This is a genomic window from Methylobacterium isbiliense, from assembly GCF_022179325.1.
GTDB classification, from domain to species: Bacteria; Pseudomonadota; Alphaproteobacteria; order Rhizobiales; family Beijerinckiaceae; genus Methylobacterium; species Methylobacterium isbiliense.
Genome location: NZ_BPQQ01000022.1, coordinates 276,510 through 296,572, shown reverse-complemented (window position 1 = coordinate 296,572; position 20,063 = coordinate 276,510). Strand labels below are relative to the sequence as shown.

Genomic DNA, 20,063 nt, shown 5'->3' with positions numbered 1-20,063 from the left:
GGCAGCCTCTCGTGCCAGGGGTGCCCGATGCCGCTCTCACCCGTGATGCGCCGCGCTGCGATCCCGCTCCTCGTCTTCGCCCTGGGGCTGGCGGCGCTCGGGCTCGTCGCCGTGACCCTGCTCGGCCGGCCGGCGGTCACGGCCAGCGCCGTCGGCGGCCCGTTCACGCTCACCGACCAGCGCGGACGCACCGTGACCGAGAAGGACTTCCTCGGCCGCCCGCACCTCGTCTTCTTCGGCTTCACCCGCTGCCCCGACGTCTGCCCGACCACGCTGCAGCAGATCTCCGACGTGCTCGCCGCCCTCGGCCCCAAGGGGCGGGACGTGAAGGCCCTGTTCATCAGCGTCGATCCCGAGCGCGACACGCCCGGGGCGCTGCAGCAGTACCTCGAGAGCTTCGATCCCCGCATCGTCGGCCTCACGGGCTCGCCCGAGGCGGTGGCGCAGGCCGTCAAGGCCTACCGCGCCTACAGCCGCAAGGTCCCGCTCAAGGACGGGGACTACACGATGGAGCACACCTCGCTCGTCTACATCATGGACGCGAAGAACGGCTTCGTCGGCTCGCTCAACCTGATGCGGCCGGCGGCAGAGGCCGCCGCGGAGGTGGCGCGGCAGCTCTGAGGCACCGCGGCCCGGCCGCGCGTCACTGCAATCGCCCGCTGCGCGAGGTTACGGCGAGACCATGCTCGGTCTTGTTCCAGCGCGCGGGCGCCCGGATGAGTTCGATCAGGCCGAGCCAGGCCGCGGCGCTGACGAGCATGAAATAGGCCGGCAGCAGGCCGATCCAGGGCAGCAGGCCCCACCAGCGCCGCCGGATGCAGCCCAACGCGGCGGGCAGCAGCATCGCGGCGAAGCCGGCGGCGAACAGGACGAGGGCGAGGCCGGTGAGCAGGTTGGCGGCGAAGCTGGGGTCGGCCGGCAGGGGACGGGCCAGGAACTGCCAGGCGGCCACCGCGATCAGCACCGGATAGGCGAGGGCCGACAGCACGGTGCCGGGCACCATCGCGGCGGCGGCGAGCAGGCCGAGCGGCCCCAGCCGGACGAGGGCGTGGATGGGGCGGCGGCTGTGGGTGATGCTGGTCTGGATGAAGCCCTTCATCCAGCGGGTGCGCTGGCGCAGCCATGGCCGGAGGCGGGCTGGCGCCTCCTCCAGGGTGGAGAGCGGCAGGTCGCCGACATGGTAGCCGGCCAGCGCGAGGCGCAGGCCGAGATCGGCATCCTCCGTGACGTTCCAGGCGTCCCAGCCGTGCAGCGCCCGCAGCGTGGCGGTGCGGAAATGCGTCGTCGTGCCGCCGAGCGGCACCGGCAGCCGGCACGCCGAGAGGGCGGGGCCGAGCACGTCGAACAGGGCCGCGTATTCGAGGGTGAAGCAGCGCGTGAGCCAGGAATCTGCGGTGTTGTCGATGACGAGGCGGCCCTGCAGGCAGGCCGTGCGGGGCGAGCTGCGGGCGAAGAGCGCGGCGGCGGCGCGCAGCTGGCCCGGATCGGGCACGTCCTCGGCATCGTAGACCACGAGGTGCTCCCCGCGGGCGAACGGCAGGGCGAGGTTGAGCGCGCGGGGCTTGGTGCGGGGCAGCCCGGGCGGGGCCATGATCACCTCGAACCAGCCGGGATTGGGCACCTCTGCCAGCGCAGCGGCGGTGTCGGGATCGTCCGCCTCGATGACGAACTTCACGTCGAGCTTCGTGCGCGGATAATCGAGCTGCGCCAGGGCGCGCACGAGCCGCGGCACCACCGGGGCCTCGCGGCAGAGAGCGACCAGCACCGTGTAGACCGGCAGGAGGGCCTCCTCGGCGCGGTCCACCACCGGCGCCGCCGGCCGCAGGCACAGCGCGCCCAGGCGGAACGCCGTCATGGCGAGGAAGAGCAGGTTGAGGAGCCCGAGACAGGCGGCCTGGATCCAGGCCGGAGCGCCGAGCACGAGCGGCACCGCCGCGACCGCGAGGCCCAGGGCGAGCCACTGGGCCGGGTCCGGCCCCGGCCGGAAGGCCCAGGCCGGCGCGCGCCGCTCCAGCCCCTCCGCCGCCTCGCGCGCGGCGGCCTCGCCGCCCTGGCGCAGCAGCGCCGCGCGCAGCACGGCCGGCACGGCGATGGCGGGCGGCGGCTCGCCGGCCCGGTGCAGGAGGCGGGCGATGGCCGCACCGCGCGGGGCCGCCACCCACCGGGCCGGCTCCCCGGGCCGCAGCGGCGCCGTGCTCGCGGCGAGAAGGGCGGGGTGACCGGCGTCGGGGGCGAGGGGCAGCTCGGCGCCGAGATAGGGGGTCCCGAGGGCCCGGGCGAGGGCGCGGTAATAGGCCTCCTCCGCCATCAGCCCGGAGGCCAGCAGGGCGGTCGCCCCATCGACCCCGGCGCGCCTTGCGTCCGCGGCCGCCCGCAGCAGGCGGTCCGGCGGCACGCCCTGCCAGAGCAGGAAGGCGAGGTCGGGCGGGAGCGCGAGCGCCTGCGCGCGCGGAGCGGATCGGGCCTCGAACGACACCACGGACTCCCCGCGTGACGGGATCGTGCTAAGGGAAGCCTATGGGCCTGCGCCGCGTCACGACACCCCTTCTGCGCGTATCGCGCGGTTTCCGTGCAACCGTGGCTTTGATGCCGCAAGGGAAGCTGCGCCGGCTGGCCGGTCTGGTCGCGGCCGCCGTCGCCCTGGCGCCGGTCCTGGTCGCGGCGGCCGAATCCGTGACGATCCCGAACTTCTGGAATCCCCGCGCGCGGCTGGAGCGGCCCGAGCCGCCGCAGACCACCCGGGCGATCCGCTTCATCACCGACGACGAGTTTCCGCCGCTGCACTTCGCCGGGCCGGACGGCAACCCGACCGGCTTTGCCGTCGAACTCGCGCGGGCGGCCTGCGAGAAGCTGAACCTGACCTGCACCGTGCAGGCGCGCCGCTTCGACACGCTGCTCGACGCGCTCTCGGCCAATCAGGGCGACGTGGTGGCGGCGGCCGTGCCGCTGACGCCGGCCCTGCGGGCGGGCTACCTCGCGACGCGGCCCTACTTCCGCTGGCCGGCGCGCTTCGCCGCCCGCACCGACCGGGGCGTGCCGGAGCCGAGCGTCGCGGCGCTCGCCGGGCGCAGCACCGGCGCCGTCGCGGGCACCGCCCACGAGGCCTACCTCAAGGCGTTCTTCCGCGTGACGCCCCGGACCTTCCCGGATCTCGCCTCCGCGGAAGCCGCGCTCCGGCGCGGGGAGATCGACTACCTGTTCGCCGACGGCGTGTCGCTCGCGCTCTGGCTCGGGGGCGTCGACGCCGCGGGCTGCTGCGCCTTCGTGGGCGGCGACTACCTGGAGAACCGCTATTTCGGCGAGGGCATCGGCCTCGTCACCCGCAAGGAGGACGAGGTGCTGGCCCGCGCCCTCGACGACGCGCTCCAGCGCCTCTGGGACGAGGGCAAGTACGCGGAACTCTACCTGCGGTTCTTCCCGGTGAGCCCGTTCTGACCCGCTCCGCGCTGCTCAGGCCGCGGCGCGCCGCTCGGGATAGAGCGTCAGCAGGCCCTCGGCCGAGGCCGCGCCGACGCCGCGCTCGGTGATGAGGCCGGTGACCAGCCGGGCGGGCGTGACGTCGAAGGCCGGGTTGGCGACCGGGCTGCCGGGCGAGACCACCGCCACGGTGGCGAAGCCGCCCTCGTCGGTGCGGCCGGTCAGGTGCGTCACCTCGCGGGCGTCGCGCTCCTCGATCGGGATCTGGGCCACGCCGTCCGTCAGCGTCCAGTCGATGGTGGAGACGGGCAGGGCGGCGTAGAACGGCACGCCGTTGTCGTGGGCGGCGAGCGCCTTCAGGTAGGTGCCGATCTTGTTGCACACGTCACCCGTGGACGTGGTGCGGTCGGAGCCGACGATGCAGAGGTCGACCGCGCCGTGCTGCATCAGGTGCCCGCCGGCATTGTCGGCGATCACCGTGTGCGGCACGCCGTGGGCGTTGAGCTCGAAGGCGGTGAGCGCGGCGCCCTGGTTGCGCGGCCGGGTCTCGTCCACGTAGACGTGGACCGGGATGCCGGCATCGTGCGCCACGTAGATCGGTGCCAGCGCCGTGCCCCAGTCCACGGTGGCGAGCCAGCCGGCGTTGCAATGGGTGAGGACGTTCACCCGTCCGCCCTTGGCGGCGGCGGCCCGGGCGATGAGCTGCGCCCCGTGCTCGCCGATCGCCTGGCAATTGGCGACGTCCTCCTCGGCCACCCGCCCGGCCTCCGCGAAGGCGTGGCCGGCGCGGGCGTCGGGCGGCAGCGGGCGCAGGGACGCGCTCAGCCGGTCGAGCGCCCAGCGCAGGTTGACGGCCGTGGGCCGGGTCGCCGCGAGCATCGCCACGGCGCGCTCCAGCCCGGTGTCGCTCGGGTCCTGGCGCAGGCCGAGCGCCAGCCCGTAGGCCGCCGTGACGCCGATGAGCGGCGCCCCGCGCACCACCATGGTGCGGATCGCCTCGGCGGCCTCCTCCACCGTGGCGAGCCGCCGGATCTCGAACGCGAAGGGGAGCCGGGTCTGGTCGATGACCAGGACGGCCTCGCCGCCGGGCTCGGGGAAAATGGTGCGGTAGGGCTGGCCGTCGATCTTCATGGCGGGCGTCTTAGCACGCCGCGCCGCCCCTGGGGGAGGCCGCGCGACCGGCAGGCCCGCCGCCGCGCAGGCGAGCGGGCCGACGGGGGCGGACCGGTCTCACGCCGCCCGCACGGTGCCGAGGAAGCGATCGACCTCGGCGCGCAGCTGCTCGGCCTGACGGGACAGATCGGAGGCGGAGGCCAGCACGTGGTTGGCTGCGGCCCCGGTGCTCTCGGCCGCTCCGGCGACGCCCGCGATGGTGGTCGTCACCTCGCTCGTGCCCGCGGCCGCCTGGCCGACGTTGCGCACGATCTCCTGGGTGGCCGCGCCCTGCTCCTCGACCGCCGCGGCGATCCCGGTCGCCACGCCGGAGATCTCGCGGATCCGACCGGCGATGCTCTGGATCGCGCTCACGGCCTGCTGGGTCGAGGCCTGGATCCGGGTGATCTGGCCGCCGATCTCATCGGTGGCCTTCGCGGTCTGGGCCGCGAGGGTCTTCACCTCGGTGGCCACCACGGCGAAGCCGCGCCCGGCCTCGCCGGCCCGCGCCGCTTCGATCGTGGCGTTGAGCGCCAGAAGGTTGGTCTGGCCCGCGATGGTCGAGATCATCGCCACCACGTCGCCGATCTTGGCCGCCGCGGCGCTGAGATCCTGCACGAGATGCTCCGTCTGGTCCGCCTCGGACACGGCGGCCCGGGCGAGGCTCGCCGAGCCGGTCACCTGACGGCCGATCTCCTGCACGGAGGCGCCCAGTTCCTCGGCGGCGGCCGCCACCGTGTTGACGTTCGAGGCCGCCTCCTCGGCGGCGGCCGCCACGGCGGAAGACTGGCTCGCCGTCTCGGTGGCGGTCCCGCTCATGCTGCCGGCGGTGACGTGGAGCTCGGAGGCCGCGGCGCTCACGCGGTCCATGATGCTGCCCACCGCCTGTTCGAAGCGATCCGCCATCTCGCGCATCGCCGCCTTGCGCTGCACCTCCGCGCTGGAGCGGGCGAGCGCCGTCTCCTCCTCGAGCCTGCGGGTCCGGATCAGGTTGTCCTTGAACACCCCCACGGCCGCCGCCATGGCGCCGATCTCGTCCCGCCGGCCCTGGAACGGAACCGCGACGCCCGTGTCGCCGCCCGCCAGCGCGTTCATCACCTGCGTCACCCGGGCGATCGGGCGGGAGACGCGCAGCAGGCTGAACAGGGCTGCGCCGATCGCGCACACGAGCGCGATGCCCATCGCGGCGAGGGTGGCGGAGGAGGCCGCGTCGGCATTGGCCGTGCTGGCATCCGCATCGCGCTGCGCGCCACGGCTGTTGAGATCCACGATCCGGCGCAGCGTCTCCGAGATCTGAGCGTAGAGCGTGACCGAATCAGAACGGGTGAGGAGCACCAGCGCCTCGGGCTGCCGCCCCGCATCCATCAGCTCGACCACGTCGTTGCTGACGTTCATGAACGCCGTCCAATCCGCCAGGAACCGGTCGTAGAGCGCGCGCTCTTCGGGCGAGGAGATCAGGGGTTCGTAACGTTGGCGGATGTCGGCGATCGTTCCGAGGATATCGAGGTAGGTCGTGCGGTTCTGATCCAGACGGGTCGCGTCCGTGGACGCCGTCACCAGCCTGTACTGGAGAATCCGCGTCCGATGGACGGCCGAATCGAGCTCGCCGATGGTCACGACGGACGGAAGCCAGTTCGTGGCGACCTCGCCGACGCTGACGCGGATGCTGTCCAGCTTCAGCAGCGACAGGGCGCTTTGCCCCGCCAGGACGAGCGTGAGCAAGGCGAACAGCCCCGTCAGGGCTGCTGTGATGGAGAGGCGCATCTGCGGGGGAATCCTCGATCGGCATCCGGATCCGGACGCCTCGGTCGGCCGCAACGTGGCATCCAAGCGTTAGTGCACCACTAATCCCCCCAGGTCCCGCCGTCGCAACATCACCATGACGCCTTCCACGCGTACCCATTCCTCAACGCAACGCATCTTATACAAATTGAATTCCAGCAAGGACACGCGGCATCATTGCCGCAGAAGTTCTCTGACGACAGGATGCGTCATCCGGCATCCGGGAAGCAGACGAGACGATGGGCCGCCGGATCGCCCGTAGGGGCACGCGCCGCCGCCGCGGCGCCGATTGCGGTCGCGATCGCCCGCGCGGACCGGGTTCCCCTGCTGCACCCCCCGCGGTGTGGCGCGGCTGCCGCTTGCGCGTCACGGCTCGGCCGCGATTTTGGCAGGGCCATTCAAGCTTGGGGGAGAGAGGCTGCCGGTGTGCACAGAGCGGCCACATAGCCCCAGAGATCGACCCAGTTGATGGGGAAGCGATGCTGTTGCGTCATACCGACGGCCCAAGATGCTGACGCATCGCGCCATCGAGAGATCTCGGTATTTCGACGCCAAATCGAAGATTTGACGGAAAATCGAGAACCGAACCGGCAGTCATTTCCAATGACCGCTGGCATCAGGCGGCCGTCAAGTCGCGCTTCCTCTGATGTCGTCCCTCGTTCTTGCCCTCGCGCGCTGGGTTCTCGATCGCGCAGGGGCTCGCGAGCACGGCCGCGGTCAGGTCGTCGGTGAGGTGCTTGGCATTGTAGAGCCCTAGAAGACCGTGCATGAGATAAGCCCCAATTGATCTTCTCGTGGACCTACCGAAAACGACTCCCGGATCCTGTTGAACGATGAATCTGCAAATGATCGGAAGTGAAATTGCAGTGTTTATTTTCCAATATCAGCATTATCAATGCTGCATCAAAATACGCGAGAGAGCCAGCGAGAATAAGTGCATATCAACACGGCAATCGGCATGTTTCAGCGCCTCATGTCCGTGAAGATTTGGATCTTTAATCATGGTCGCCATCAAAGCATGATACTCCATACCACGCAGTCCCGCGATGAATCTATACCCTATATCGTTGTATCCAGATGGCATTATCTCTAATACGCGTGCAGATCTAGGCGCCCAGACGATATTGGTCAGGCCGGCGCCGTGCAGACCAATTATGATGTCTGCATCCTGAAACGTGATGATTTGTTGATATAAATTCAACTCTCCTGGGCAGACTATCTCAAATCCGTGCTGCAGGAGAAGATTGACTATCTCCGCCTCATTTCGGCATTTCCTCGTAGGAGCATCGCGTCGGCTCACATAAATTCTACGAGGAGAATGCTTTTCACTGCTTGAGCGTACGATGGTCTTTGCTCTTTCGTAAAGATCCTCAAAGAAATCAGGCGTCCAACCTTTGAAATGGTGCGCTCCGCCTGTCGCGCTCGGTATTCCTGGTGGAATGGATCCAAGCGTCTCGTGCGAATCAAAGGCGAAATATCTGGAGTTACTAAACCTGATCACAGATTGAGGCTGAGAATGTATATCCTCAAGCCGCACGCCATAGGCGTTCGCAAGTATTGCTTGCATGCTCCCGGGTGCGGCAAATGGAAGGACAGTTTTCCTATTTTTAAATCGATCTTTCATGGATGCATGTAGCCTTGGCAACACATCGATTATCCAGTGAAAATAATGATGCCAAAATGGGCCCCAGATTATATCAGAATCTTCTTCACATTCTCTAAAATCGATTTGATCTAAAAAAATTCGGTTAGAAATCTGTGTGATTCTAGCATCAGGATCGGAGCGAAAATCGCTGTGCCACGTTGATTCTTCGATCAATGTGTAACCTCTATGATTCGACTCCAGTATGCAGCCTGATTTCGGAAACAGGATTAGATCCGACCCTTCCAATGTCGCTTTGTTGGTTCTAATTTCTATTTCTCGCGTATATGCAGGTGGCGGCTCACTTTGGTTATTGAACGTTTCAACCGCAGGCAGAACGATTTTTGGAGGCGCCAATAATGTGCGATGTCCTTCAAAATTATAAACGGTACTAGTTACGCGCGAAACCTTTACCTCGCCTCCCATCAGAATTTTACTCAAATGATCCATTGTAGTTCTCACCTTACTCGATTTCGCCTCTGAAGGCGGCAAATCGACACATCGGGAATGTTGCATAGGCACGGCATCAGCACACCGGACCAGTCGGCGAGGATCTTGCCCGATTTTGGAGGGACGTGAGGCAGAATGAGCGAGTCTCGGCCGAACCGGTCGGCCTCAGGTCGGAAGTGGTCCATGAAGCGGCGGGCATCCGTCAGGGTCGCGCCACAGTCCTCAGGCTTGAAGCCGGGGCAGAATGGCTGGCCGGGCGAGAGGCTGGCGAGGCCGCGAGACCCGTCGGGAACGGCGGGAGAACAATCGGCGGAGAAGGCAGCACCGGACATGCCTACTGGGTATGGCCTGGAGATGGAGTGGAGCTTGCCGCCGCGCAGCTTCCGGCGACAGCGATTTTTCGTCAGGCATCGACTCATCGATGGCACCTCGTACCCTGGCTTCGGTCAGCCCGAGAGCGTGATGGTCGGCCAAGGCGGTCATCCACGCCACGCGGCAAGCGGTCGGGTCCGGCCGTTGTCGGGCTCCACGGCCGGCGTGACCGGCGCCTCCAAGGCAGCGGTGCGGGGGCGTTCCGGCTCTCGCGGATCGCCACTGGTTGCGAACGGACATGCGGCATCGGTCCCGGCCCCGGTCGGCGCCACGGCAGGGCGATCGCAAAGTGTGCCCGCCTTCGAAAACAGTGCCTTCAGCTTGGCTCAGACGTGCTGCCGAGGGGGATTGGCTTGCCTGGCCCTCTCCGGCCCCTCGCGGGCTTGAGACTCCTGCCGTTTCCAGCGGCGGGGGTCTTGCTTTGTGGGTGTCGTGCTGGGGCGGCGGACGCTCTTCGTGATGCACAGCGAGAGCGCAGCATCGTGCGCGCCGATCGGCTGAGCAGAACGCGCGAACAGGCCACGAATACCGGTCGGGAACTTCCGTCCCGACCGCCTCCCGACCTTGCACCTGCGTTCCGCCCTGTGGCCCTCTTGCCGCTTGCGGCCCGCGTTGGAAATCGCTACCTCGCCAAGGCGGTAGCACCGCACGGGGCGTAGCGCAGTCTGGTAGCGCATCTGGTTTGGGACCAGAGGGTCGCTGGTTCGAATCCGGCCGCCCCGACCACCCGCCTCCCGACGGACCGTGATCGATGTCGAGCGCCCGCATCTACAAGCCCGCCAAGGACCCGTCGCAGTCCGGCATGGCCCGGACCAAGCAGTGGGTGCTCGAATTCGACCAGACGAGCCCGCGCGAGACCGACCCGCTGATGGGCTGGACCTCCTCCTCCGACATGCTGCAGCAGGTGCGGCTCGAATTCGACACCCAGGAGGAGGCGGTGGCCTACGCCACCCGGGAGGGGATCGCCTACCGGATCGAGGAACCCAAGCAGCCCCTGCGCAAGGGCCTCTCCTACGCGGACAACTTCAAGTACAACCGCACGGCCCCCTGGACCCACTGAGCGGGCGCCGCCGGCTCAGAACGCGTAGCGCACGGCGCAATACGGCAGTTCGGCGGCCAGCAGGTCGCGGAATCGGGCGAGCCAGCGGCCCTTCCAGCCGCTGCGGTAGCGCAGGTTCTCCTGCCCGCCCTCGCTGCGCTTCGCCTCCTGGATGTCGGGGCGCCAGAGCAGGTCCTCGGCCTTGGGATGCCAGCGCAGGTTCACCGCGTGCAGCGCGGCGTTGTGCGTGAGGAAGATGATCTCGGCCTTGAGCTGGCGCCGCGCCGCGGCCCCGATGCCGGCATCGAGCGCGCGGAAGAGGTCGCGCCAGTCCGCCTCCCAGCCCTCGTAGAGGATCACCGGCGAGAAGTTCACGTGAACCTCGTAGCCGGCCCGCACGAAATCGTCGATCGCGGCGATGCGCTCGGGCATGGGCGAGGTGCGCACGTCCACGATCCGGGCGATGCGCTCGGGCATCAGGGAGAAGCGGATGCGCGTGCGCCCCTGCGGGTCGTAGGCGAGGAGATCGCGGTTGACGAACTTGGTGGCGAAGGAGCCCTTCGCGTTCGGCAGGTCGCGAAACAGCGCGACGAGGTCGCGCACCGCATCGCAGACGAGCGCGTCCACCGAGAGATCGCCGTTCTCGCCGAGATCGTAGACCCAGGCCTGCGGGTCGATCTGGTCCGGGGCCGGGAGGGGTCCCTGCGCCGCGGCGTGGCGGCCGATGGCCCGGCCGATCTCCTCGCCGTTGACGAAGAGCGTGATCGGGTTGGCGAAGCCCTTGCGGCGGGGCACGTAGCAATAGGCGCAGGCCATCGCGCAGCCGTTGGAGGTCGAGGGCGCGATGAAGTGGGCGCTGCGCCCGTTCGGCCGCAGCGCCAGCCCCTTCTTGACCCCGAGCACCAGGGTCGAGCGCTTGATGCGGATCCAGTCCTCTGCCGATCCGGCATTGCCGTGCAGGTCCGGGATGGTCCAGTGCGAGCGCACCGGGATGCGCCGCGCCGCGGGAAAGCGCGCCAGGATCTCGCGCCCGCGCGGAAAAGCCTCGACGGCGGGTTCGAGGTAGATCGTGTCGACGGCGAGGGGAGGGGCGGCAGAACGGGTCAGGACAGGGGCTCGCGCGGGGGCGCGGGCGCGCCGCGTCGCCCCGCATATGGGGATGGCGGGCGGGCCCGGGAATGCCGCCGCTCAGAGGCGGGCGAGCAGGTCCGTCTTCTTGGCGACGAACTCCGCCTCCGTGAGCACGCCCTTGCGGTGGAGTTCGGCCAACCGTTCGAGCAGCGACAGGATCTCGGCGCCGGAGCCGGCCGGGGAGGCGGAGACCGCCGGCGCGGCCGCGGCCTGCGCGGTCGCGGCCGCGCTCGCCGGGAGAGCGGGAGGAGGCGGCTCCTGCGCGGCGGTCGGCACGCGCGGCAGATCCTCCAGCCGGACTGGCCCGTGCTGGCTCGTGAATGCGAGCGTGCGGCCGGCGCCCTGCTGCTGCGACACCCCGCCGATGCGGTGGTCGCCGGTCTCGTAAAGGCTCAGCTGCCCGCCGGATTCCACCGCGAGGCGGCGCGTCTCGGGGAAGTAGGCGTAGCGCAGCCCGTTCTGGTCTCCGGTCGCGGCGGGCCGGCCGAGATCGGCGGGCCACCACGCACCCGCCGCCGGCGCTTCGCCGGCCAGGGGCGCGAGCTCCTCGCAGAGCGCGGCGACCCGGGCCTTGAGGCCGTTGTTGAACATGTCGCCGATCATGATCATCCCGCCCGCGGACCATTGCCCCAGGCCGCCGAGTTCGGGATGGCTGAACTGTGCCGCGCGGCCGCCGCCCCGGGCCAGGGCGTCGCGCAGGTGCCGGGCGGCCGCGGGGCTCACCCCATGGCGGGCGGCGATCGCATCGAGGTCGGCCATCGGTGTCCCCGTCGGTCGCGGCGATCCCGGACTGTCTCCCCGGGTCGCCCGTTCAGGCGATGAACTTGCGCAGCATCACGGCACCGCCGAAGGAGAGCGCCGCACCCGCTACCGTGAGGCAGGTCCAGAGCAGGCGGCGCGGCAGCTCGGCCGATTCGGGCAGCACCGGCTGCACCACCATGCTGAAGAACTCGATCTGCCGGTCGGCGATGATGCGGGCGCGCTCCCGGGCCGAGATGACGAGCCCGTACAAGGTCTGGGCGTTCTTGCGCTCGACGTCGAGCTGTTCGAACCGGCTCAGCGCGTCGGCGAGCACCCGGCGCTGGTCGGGATCCTGCGTCGTCGCCTCCCGCTCCACCCGGGCGATGGTGGCGTCGAGCTGCGCGATCTGGGCCTTCAGATCCTGGATGCTGCGCGTGTCCTCGCGCAGGTCGCGCTGCAGCAGCGCGAGCTTCACCGCGAGGTTGATCCGCTGGGCGCGCACCTCCGCGACCATCCTCACGTTGGCCTCGTTGGTCTTCTGCGCGTCGAGCACCCCGTCGCGGTTGCGCAGGTCGCGCACCGCCACCTGGAGGGCGGAGAGCCGCTCCTCGGCCCGCTGCATCTCGCGCTCGCTCTCGGCGAGCGCGTCGCGGCGGGCGCGCGCCGTCAGATCGTTCACCATGCGCTCGCTCTCGGACAGGATTGCCTGCATGATTGCGAGCGCGTCCTGGGCGTCGAAGGTGTTGACCGTCACCAAGACGATGCCGGAGGTTCCCTCGAGCTTGGCCGAGACCCGGTTGTTCCAGTACCGCACCAGCTTCTCGATCGGCTTCTCGCGGTCGAAGCGCGAGAAGTAGTCGATCGAGTCGCGCGAGAACATCTCCCGCAGCGGCAGCTGCCGCTCGATCGCCTCCACCATCGGGCGGCTGCGGATGTACTCCGCGACGATGAGCGTGTCCTGGGTGATCATCTCCTTGGGCACGCCCGAGGAGGTGCCGACACCGTCGCGCAGGGACTTGTCCGCGCTGCCGATGGCCGGCCGGATCGCGAACTGCGCCTCGGTGACGAAGCGGTCGGACAGGTAGAGGCCGAAGACCAGCGCTCCGATGAGGGAGGGCAGCAGGAACAGGCCGACGAACAGGAGCGGCGTGATGATGTCGCGGCGCCGGTGCGCCCGCACGCCCCGGATCTGCTGGCGCGGATCGTTGTAGCGCGACACGCGGGCCATCTGCCGCAGCGACTCCGAGATCATGCGCGAGCGCTCGGAGGGGGTGAGCGGCTGGCCTTGCGGGTTGCGGGCATCGACCGTCATGCAGGCGGGTTCCGGTTCGGTTCGGCAGTGGCCGGGGGGTCAGTGCCACCGGCGGCGGCAGGCAGAGGGCGAAGCGCCGTCTCACTGGTTCAGGCGCTGATACACTTCGATGGCGTCGTTGATGTCGGGATAGATCACGGCCCGGCCGTTCGCCAGCACGATGCCCTCCGTGGCGTAGGAGCGCAGGGTCTCCATGCTGTGGGAGCAGATGATGATGTCGGCATTCGCCCGGCGGGTGCTCCACACCTCCTCGCAGCGCTGCTGGAAGCGCGCGTCGCCGACCGCGGTCACTTCGTCGATCAGATAGGTGTCGAACGGGATCGCCATGCTCATGCCGAAGTTGAACCGCGAGCTCATCCCCGACGAATAGGTGCGGATCGGCACGTTGATGTAGTCGCCGATTTCCGAGAAGTCGGCGACGAAGTCGAGCACCTTGCGCGGATCCTCCCCGTAGACTCGGGCGACGAAGATCGCGTTCTCCTTGCCGGTCATCAACGGGTGGAAGCCGCCCGAGAAGCCGAGCGGCCAGGACACGCGGCTCGTGCGCAGGATGTGGCCGCGGGTCGCGCTCTCCGATCCGGCCATCATCCGGATCATCGTGGACTTGCCGGCACCGTTGATGCCGAGGATGCCGTAATTCACCCCGGACCGCATGGTGATCGAGGCGCGGTCGAGGACGGTGCGGCGGTGCCCGTTGGTCTTGTAGATCTTCGTGACGGTATCGAAGCGGATCATGGGGTCCGTGGGCGGCGCGCGGCAGGCACGAAGGACGAGCCCACGGCCGCACCCGGAGGTTGACCACCTGCCGGCCACGGCGCCCGGAACTCCGCCTTCACCCGGCGCCTAGGGGGCGAAAACGGCGAATCTGAGAAGATTGCCGCACCGTCGCGCAGCCCGCGCCACAGCGTGTCCCGGCCGCCACGCCCCCCGCCCGCGCTCCTGGACCGGGCGGACGATCAGCCGAGATTGAGGCGGTCGACGGTGGCGCCCCGCAGGGATTCGGGGAGCGCCGCGAAATCGGCGTAGCCGGCCTCGCGCGCCATCGCGTCGAGAGCCTGCTGCTCGTCTGCCGCGCCGCCCGTCCAGAGCACGGCGCCGGTCGCAGCTTGCTTGATCTGGAAGATGGTCACGGTGCGCCTCCCTCGTCACGCCCGATGTGTCGTCTGCACAACGCGGATCGTCCCGCGACGGTTGCGCGCGACCGGCCGCGGCGCCCCGCCGCCGCGCCCTTGTGCACAGCCCCGTTTCGGGATAGAGAATGAACGTTCATTCTCAAGCCTGACGCAACCGTGACCGCCGTGTCGAGCCTGCCCGCCCGAGAGCCTCACGACCCTGCCGGGGAGCGGCGCATCCGCATCCTCGATGCGGCGGAGCGCTGCTTCGTGCGCAGCGGGTTCCACCGCACCACCATGCAGGACGTCGCGGCCGAGGCGGCCATGAGCCCCGGCAACCTCTACCGCTACTTCCCGTCCAAGGACGCCATCGTGGCCGGCCTCGCCGAGCGCGACCGCGGCATGGTCCAGGAGGGGTTCGGGGCGCTGCCGACCGGGCCGGACCTGCTCCAGGCCTTCTTCGGGCTCGCCCGCCAGCACCTCGTGGACGAGCCGGTGGAGAAGGCGGTGCTCTGCGTCGAGATGTGGGCGGAGGCGACCCGCAACCCGGCCATGTCGGCCATCTGCCGCGATTTCGAGCAGGAGATGCGCCAGCGCATCACCGGCATCCTGCGCCAGGCCGGCGTCGAGGAGAAGGGCGCCGACGCCGAGGCGCTGACCCTGCTCATCATGGTCCTGGCCGACGGCATGCTGGCCCGCCGCGCGCTCCTGCCCGACTTCGATCCCGGCCCCATTCTCGACGTCATGCTCAGGCTCGTGGAAGCCGCGCGCGCCGGGCGATTCGATCCGACCCGGGGCGAGAGCCCCGCATCCATTCAGGACAGCCCGTGATGCCTCGCCTCCGTCTCCCCGTCGGGGTCCACGCCGCGCCGGTGGCGGCCCTCCTGGCCGTCGCCCTCGCGGCGCCCGCCCTGCCGGCGCGCGCGGCCGGGAGCGAGCTGCCGGTGCCGGCCGTCACCGTCGCGGTCGCGGCCGAGCGCGAGATCGTCGAGCGCACGGTGGTCACCGGCACGCTGGTGCCGCGCGACGAGATCCTGGTCTCGCCCGAGATCGACGGCTACCGCATCACCGAACTTCTGGTCGAGGAGGGCGACCGGGTCGCCCAGGGCGACGTGCTCGCCCGGCTCTCGCGCGAGATGCTCGACGCCCAGCTCGCCCAGAACGCCGCCGCCATCGCCAAGGCCGAGGGCGCGGTGGCTCAGGCGCAGAGCACCATCATCCAGGCCGAGGCCGCGCAGGTCGAGGCCTCCCTGGCGCTGGAGCGCACCCGCACGCTGATGAAGAGCGGCAACGCCACCGAGGCGGTGCTGGAGCAGCGCACCGCCGCCGCCCGCTCGGCGGACGGCAGGCTCGCCGCCGCCCGCAACGGCCTGTCGATCGCCGAGGCCGAACTCACGCAGGCGCGGGCGCTGCGCCGGGAGCTCGACCTGAAGCTCGCCCGCACCGAGATCCGCGCCCCCGAGGGCGGCATCGTCAGCCGGCGCACGGCGCGGGTGGGCTCCACCGCGAGCGGGTCGGGCGAGCCGCTCTTCCGCCTGATCGCCCGCGGGGAGATCGAGCTGGAGGGCGAGGTCACCGAGACCGGCATGCCGCGCCTCAAGGCGGGCGCGCCCGCCCGGCTCGACCTCGACACGCCGGAGGGGCCGGTGGCGGTCCAGGGGCGCGTGCGTGCGGTCTATCCCGAGATCGACCGCGCGACGCGGCTCGGCAAGGTGCGCATCCGGCTGGAGCCCGACCCGCGGCTGCGCATCGGCGCCTTCGCGCGCGGCAGCGTCGAGGTGGCCCGGCGCACCGGCGTCGCGGTGCCGATCGCCTCGGTGATCTACGGCACCGGCGGCGCCACCGCGCTCGTGGTGACGGGCGACCGGGTCGAGGCGCGCAGCATCCGCACCGGCCTGTCGGCCGGGGGCCTGATCGAGATCCGCGACGGCGTGAAGGCCGGCGACGCGGTGGTGGCCCGCGCCGGCAGCTTCCTGCGCGACGGCGACCGCGTGCGGCCGATCTTTCCCGCGCAGCCCGCGACCGCCGACGCCGCCGCCCGACCCTGACGCTCCCTGAGAGGCGGCGCCCACTGACCCTGCGCCGCCGCCCGAGGACACCCGACGATGCGCCTCAACGTCTCCGCCTGGGCGATCCGCAAGCCGATCCCCTCGATCGTGCTCTTCCTCGTGCTGGGGCTGCTCGGGCTCGTCAGCTTCCGCGCCCTGCCGATCACCCGCTTCCCCAACATCGACGTGCCGATCGTCGCCGTCACGGTGACGCAGCCCGGCGCCGCCCCCTCCGAACTCCAGACCCAGGTGACGAAGTGGGTCGAGGACGCGGTGGCGGGGGTGAAGGGCGTCAAGCACATCACCTCCTCGATCACCGAGGGCACCTCGGCGACGACGATCGAGTTCCGCCTGGAGGTCAACACCGACCGGGCCGTCAACGACGTCAAGGACGCGATCGCCAAGATCCGCATGAACCTGCCGCGGACGATCGACGAGCCGATCATCAACCGCGTCGAGATCGTCGGCCTGCCGATCATGGTCTACGGCGCCTCGGCGCCCGCGATGACGCCCGAGGACCTGTCCTGGTTCGTGGACGACGTGGTGGCGCGCCAGATCCAGGGCCTGCGCGGCGTCGGCGGAGTGGAGCGCCTGGGCGGCGTCGCCCGCGAGGTGCGGGTCACCCTCAAGCCCGACAGGCTGCTCTCGCTCGGCATCACCGCCGCCGACGTGAACCGGCAGCTGCGCCTGACCTCCGCCGACATGGCGGGCGGCCGGGCCGAGATCGGCGGGCAGGAGCAGTCGATCCGCACGCTGGCGGCCTCGGCGAGCCTCGACACGCTGGCTGCCACCTCGATCGTGCTGCCGGGGGGCCGCAAGGTGCGGCTCGACGAACTCGCCACCCTCAGCGACGGGGCCGAGGAGCCGCGCACCTTCGCGCGCTTCAACGGCGAGCCGGTGGTGGCCTTCGCGATCTCGCGCGCCAACGGGGCGAGCGATGCCTCGGTGGCCGAGGTGGTGGCGAGGAAGATCGAGGAGCTGCGCCGGGCCTACCCGGAGGTGCGCTTCGACCTGATCGACACCTCCGTCACCAACGCGATCGGCAACTACCACTCGGCGATGCTGGGCCTGCTCGAAGGGGCGGCGCTCGCGGTGCTGGTGGTGCTGCTGTTCCTGCGCGACTGGCGGGCGACGCTGATCGCCTCGGTGGCGCTGCCGCTCTCGGTGCTGCCGACCTTCTGGGCGATGAGCGCGATGGGCTTCTCCCTCAACGCGGTGAGCCTCTTGGCCATCACCCTCGTCACCGGCATCCTGGTCGACGATGCGATCGTGGAGATCGAGAACATCGTCCGGCACATCCGGCTCGGCAAGTCGCCCTATCGCGCCGCGATCGAGGGCGCCGACGAGATCGGGCTCGCGGTCATCGCCATCACGGCGACCCTGATCGCGATCTTCGCGCCGGTGAGCTTCATGGGCGGCATCGCCGGCCAGTACTTCAAGCAGTTCGGCCTCACCATCGCGGCGGCGGTGTTCATGTCGCTGCTCGTCGCGCGCCTGATCACCCCGATGATGGCCGCCTACTTCATGCGCGACCACGGCCATGCCGAGGAGCGCGAGGGGCCGGTCATGCGCCTCTACGGCCGCGTCGTCGCGTGGTCGGTGCGCCACAAGTACATCACGCTGGTCGCCGGCCTCGGGCTGTTCGCGGGCTCGATCGCCTCCACGCAGCTCCTGCCCGCCGGATTCATCCCCAAGGAGGACGCGGCGCGCACCCTCCTCGTCGTGGAACTGCCGCCGGGCGCCCGGCTGGACGACACGATCGCGGTCACCGACCGGGTGGCCGACCGCATCCGCGGCCTGCCCGAGGTGCGCTCCGTCTTCGTGGACGGCGGGCGCCAGCTGCCGGGCAAGAAGGAGATCCGGCTGGCCACCCTGACCATCAACCTGACGCCCAAGAAGGACCGCGCGCGCAAGCAGGCCGATGTGGAGGCGGCGATCATGAGCCTCCTGCGCGAGGAGCCCGACATCCGCTACTGGTCCCTGCGCGAGGGCGGCCAGCGCGACTTCGCGCTGATCGTCGCCGGCCCCGACACGGCAGTGGTGAAGGACACGGCCGAGCGGATGCAGCGCGAGGTCGCCCAGATCCCGAACCTCGTCAACGTGATGTCGACCGCGCCGCTCGACCGCACCGAGGTGCGCATCCGCCCCAAGCCGGCGGTCGCGGCCGATCTCGGCGTGTCCACCGACACCATCGCCGAGACGGTGCGGGTCGGCACCATCGGCGACATCGGCGCCAACCTCGCCAAGTTCAACGCCACCGATCGGCAGATCCCGATCCGCGTCCAGCTGCCGATCGAGACCCGCGGCGACCTCGACACCCTCGAAGCCCTCAAGGTCCCGACCAAGAACGGCGGCGCGGTGCCGCTGACGGCGGTGGCCGACATCACACTGGGCCGCGGGCCGACCGCGATCGACCGCTACGACCGCGCGGTGCGCGTGGCGCTGGAGGCGAACCTCCAGGGCTCGGACGCCCTCGCCGCCGCCCTCGCCCAGGCGATGAGCGTGCCGGCGGCCAAGAACCTGCCGCCCGGGGTCGAGATCCGCCAGACCGGCGACGCGGAGGTGATGGGCGAGGTGTTCGAGGGCTTCGCGCTCGCCATGGGCGCCGGCCTGATGATGGTGCTCGGCGTGCTGATCCTGCTGTTCGGCTCGTTCCTGCAGCCGCTCACCATCCTGTTCTCGCTGCCGCTGTCGATCGGCGGGGCGATCCTCGGCCTCCTGATCTTCAACCGGCCGATCTCGATGCCGGTCGTCATCGGCATCCTGATGCTGATGGGCGTGGTGACCAAGAACGCCATCATGCTGGTGGATTTCGCCGTCGAGGAGATGGCCCGCGGCGTCGACCGCATCACCGCCATCACGGAGGCCGGCCGCAAGCGCGCGCGGCCGATCGTCATGACGACCATCGCGATGGCGGCCGGCATGGTGCCCTCCGCGATGGCGCTCGGCATCGGCGGCGAGTTCCGCTCGCCGATGGCGATCGCGGTGATCTCGGGGCTCCTCGTCTCGACGCTGCTGTCGCTGCTGTTCGTGCCGGCGATCTTCGTGCTGATGGACGATCTCTCGCGGCTCTTCGGCCGCCTGTTCGGGCGCTTCATCGGGGCGGTGGACGAGCCTCCCTCGCATCAGCCTCAGGCCCATCAGCCTCGGGCTCATGCGCCGCCGATGGCGGCGGAGTAGGGCCGGCCAGCCGGTCGGCCACCCGCGCGGCCAGCCACTCGGCGGCCACGCCGATCGCCGCGCCCGCCGCGGCATCCGCCGGGTAGTGGGCGCCCCGCGGCACCTGGATCAGCGTCACGGCGGCGGCGGCAGCGAGGGCGGGTGCTCGCAGCTCCGGGCAGGAGCGGGCGAGCGAGCGCGCCACCGCGACGCTCACGGCGGCGTGGCCGGACGGGAAGGATTGCAGCGGCCCGCGATCCGGCCGCCCGCGCCGGAAGGCGTAGCGGCCCGTCTCCAGCATCTCGTTCGGCCGCGTGCGCACGAGGAGGCGCTTCAGCGTGGTCTTGACGGCGCTCGCCGCGAGATGGGCGGCGAGCGCCCGCCCGCCCGCGCGCAGGGCCGGGCTGTGTCCGGCGAGCAGGCCGTAGGCGAGGAGGCCGCCGCAGAGCGCGAGCAGCGCCTGCTGGCTTCCCGCCTCGCTCGTCCGGGCGAGAGCCCGCATCAGGGGCTCATCCCGGCCGCGCGCGAGGGCGACCGCGAGCGCGATGTCCGCCGCCTCGACCGCGGACGCCACTTCCAGCTCGACGCTGCGTCCGTCGTCGATCGCGAGTCTGAGGATCAGCATGGCCGTCAACGCGGAGCTTGGCCGATCGTGCCCGCCGGCCCTGCGTTCGTCGCGCGCATTGCTCAGAAACCGCCGCGGGGC

Annotated in this window: 17 protein-coding genes and 1 tRNA gene; 7 read left to right on the top strand and 11 right to left on the bottom strand. The window is 70.1% G+C overall.

Annotated features, from left to right (window positions below; genetic code table 11):
* Positions 1–27 precede the first annotated feature (27 nt).
* Entirely contained in the window at positions 28–621 is a 594-nt protein-coding gene (locus MFF61_RS10965) for an SCO family protein (protein WP_238235144.1), read from the top strand.
* Positions 622–643: 22 nt separating this feature from the next.
* On the opposite strand, the gene MFF61_RS10960 is transcribed toward MFF61_RS10965, so the two are convergent.
* Complete coding sequence (locus MFF61_RS10960; RefSeq protein WP_238235143.1) at positions 644–2,476, bottom strand: glycosyltransferase family 2 protein; 1,833 nt, start codon at positions 2,474–2,476, stop codon at positions 644–646.
* 110 nt (positions 2,477–2,586) lie between these two features.
* Between MFF61_RS10960 and MFF61_RS10955 the strand changes: the two genes are divergently transcribed.
* Positions 2,587–3,435, top strand: coding sequence for a transporter substrate-binding domain-containing protein (locus MFF61_RS10955; RefSeq protein ID WP_238235142.1), 849 nt, complete (start codon positions 2,587–2,589; stop codon positions 3,433–3,435).
* A gap of 15 nt (positions 3,436–3,450) precedes the next feature.
* Here MFF61_RS10955 and mtnA read toward each other — a convergent pair whose 3' ends face one another.
* From mtnA to MFF61_RS10935, 4 genes are all read right to left on the bottom strand, one after another.
* Positions 3,451–4,548, bottom strand: a complete 1,098-nt coding sequence (gene mtnA, locus MFF61_RS10950; RefSeq protein ID WP_238235141.1) for an S-methyl-5-thioribose-1-phosphate isomerase — start codon at positions 4,546–4,548, stop codon at positions 3,451–3,453.
* Between the two features lie 99 nt (positions 4,549–4,647).
* Positions 4,648–6,333, bottom strand: coding sequence for a methyl-accepting chemotaxis protein (locus tag MFF61_RS10945; protein WP_238235140.1), 1,686 nt, complete (start codon positions 6,331–6,333; stop codon positions 4,648–4,650).
* A gap of 634 nt (positions 6,334–6,967) precedes the next feature.
* The gene (locus tag MFF61_RS10940) at positions 6,968–7,120 is read right to left on the bottom strand and encodes a hypothetical protein (RefSeq protein ID WP_238235139.1); all 153 of its coding nucleotides are present in this window, start codon (positions 7,118–7,120) and stop codon (positions 6,968–6,970) included.
* Between the two features lie 123 nt (positions 7,121–7,243).
* Positions 7,244–8,443, bottom strand: a complete 1,200-nt coding sequence (locus tag MFF61_RS10935) for a glycosyltransferase family 61 protein (RefSeq protein ID WP_238235138.1) — start codon at positions 8,441–8,443, stop codon at positions 7,244–7,246.
* Positions 8,444–9,464: 1,021 nt separating this feature from the next.
* On the opposite strand from MFF61_RS10935, the gene MFF61_RS10930 reads away from it, so the two are divergent.
* Together MFF61_RS10930 and MFF61_RS10925 are read left to right on the top strand one after the other, a co-directional pair.
* Positions 9,465–9,541, top strand: a tRNA-Pro gene (locus MFF61_RS10930).
* Positions 9,542–9,566: 25 nt separating this feature from the next.
* Positions 9,567–9,875 (top strand): ETC complex I subunit, encoded by a 309-nt coding sequence (locus MFF61_RS10925; RefSeq protein WP_238235137.1) that lies wholly within the window; start codon positions 9,567–9,569, stop codon positions 9,873–9,875.
* Positions 9,876–9,890: 15 nt separating this feature from the next.
* Here MFF61_RS10925 and MFF61_RS10920 read toward each other — a convergent pair whose 3' ends face one another.
* The 5 genes from MFF61_RS10920 to MFF61_RS10900 all read right to left on the bottom strand — a co-directional run bounded on the left by MFF61_RS10920 (position 9,891) and on the right by MFF61_RS10900 (position 14,168).
* Positions 9,891–10,961, bottom strand: coding sequence for a spore photoproduct lyase family protein (locus MFF61_RS10920; RefSeq protein ID WP_238235183.1), 1,071 nt, complete (start codon positions 10,959–10,961; stop codon positions 9,891–9,893).
* 81 nt (positions 10,962–11,042) lie between these two features.
* On the bottom strand, positions 11,043–11,744 hold the full coding sequence (locus MFF61_RS10915) for an SHOCT domain-containing protein (RefSeq protein ID WP_238235136.1): 702 nt from the start codon (positions 11,742–11,744) through the stop codon (positions 11,043–11,045).
* A gap of 52 nt (positions 11,745–11,796) precedes the next feature.
* Positions 11,797–13,038, bottom strand: a complete 1,242-nt coding sequence (locus MFF61_RS10910; protein ID WP_238235135.1) for a KpsE/RkpR family capsule polysaccharide export protein — start codon at positions 13,036–13,038, stop codon at positions 11,797–11,799.
* Between the two features lie 81 nt (positions 13,039–13,119).
* Positions 13,120–13,773: an ABC transporter ATP-binding protein gene (locus tag MFF61_RS10905; RefSeq protein ID WP_238235134.1), complete on the bottom strand. Its 654-nt coding sequence runs from the start codon at positions 13,771–13,773 to the stop codon at positions 13,120–13,122.
* Positions 13,774–13,994: 221 nt separating this feature from the next.
* Positions 13,995–14,168 (bottom strand): hypothetical protein, encoded by a 174-nt coding sequence (locus tag MFF61_RS10900; protein WP_238235133.1) that lies wholly within the window; start codon positions 14,166–14,168, stop codon positions 13,995–13,997.
* Between the two features lie 159 nt (positions 14,169–14,327).
* Here MFF61_RS10900 and MFF61_RS10895 point away from each other — a divergent pair, with 159 nt between their 5' ends.
* Genes MFF61_RS10895 through MFF61_RS10885 form a run of 3 tightly spaced genes read left to right on the top strand, consistent with a single transcriptional unit; the run spans position 14,328 to position 19,378 of the window.
* Positions 14,328–14,981: a TetR/AcrR family transcriptional regulator gene (locus MFF61_RS10895; protein ID WP_238235132.1), complete on the top strand. Its 654-nt coding sequence runs from the start codon at positions 14,328–14,330 to the stop codon at positions 14,979–14,981.
* Entirely contained in the window at positions 14,981–16,198 is a 1,218-nt protein-coding gene (locus MFF61_RS10890; RefSeq protein ID WP_238235131.1) for an efflux RND transporter periplasmic adaptor subunit, read from the top strand. The genes MFF61_RS10895 and MFF61_RS10890 overlap by 1 nt, the downstream gene beginning before the upstream one ends.
* A 57-nt stretch (positions 16,199–16,255) precedes the next feature.
* On the top strand, positions 16,256–19,378 hold the full coding sequence (locus tag MFF61_RS10885) for an efflux RND transporter permease subunit (RefSeq protein ID WP_238235130.1): 3,123 nt from the start codon (positions 16,256–16,258) through the stop codon (positions 19,376–19,378).
* Here MFF61_RS10885 and MFF61_RS10880 read toward each other — a convergent pair.
* Positions 19,293–19,982, bottom strand: a complete 690-nt coding sequence (locus MFF61_RS10880) for a phosphatase PAP2 family protein (RefSeq protein ID WP_238235129.1) — start codon at positions 19,980–19,982, stop codon at positions 19,293–19,295. The two genes, MFF61_RS10885 and MFF61_RS10880, sit on opposite strands and share 86 nt — an antisense overlap.
* Positions 19,983–20,063 lie beyond the last annotated feature (81 nt).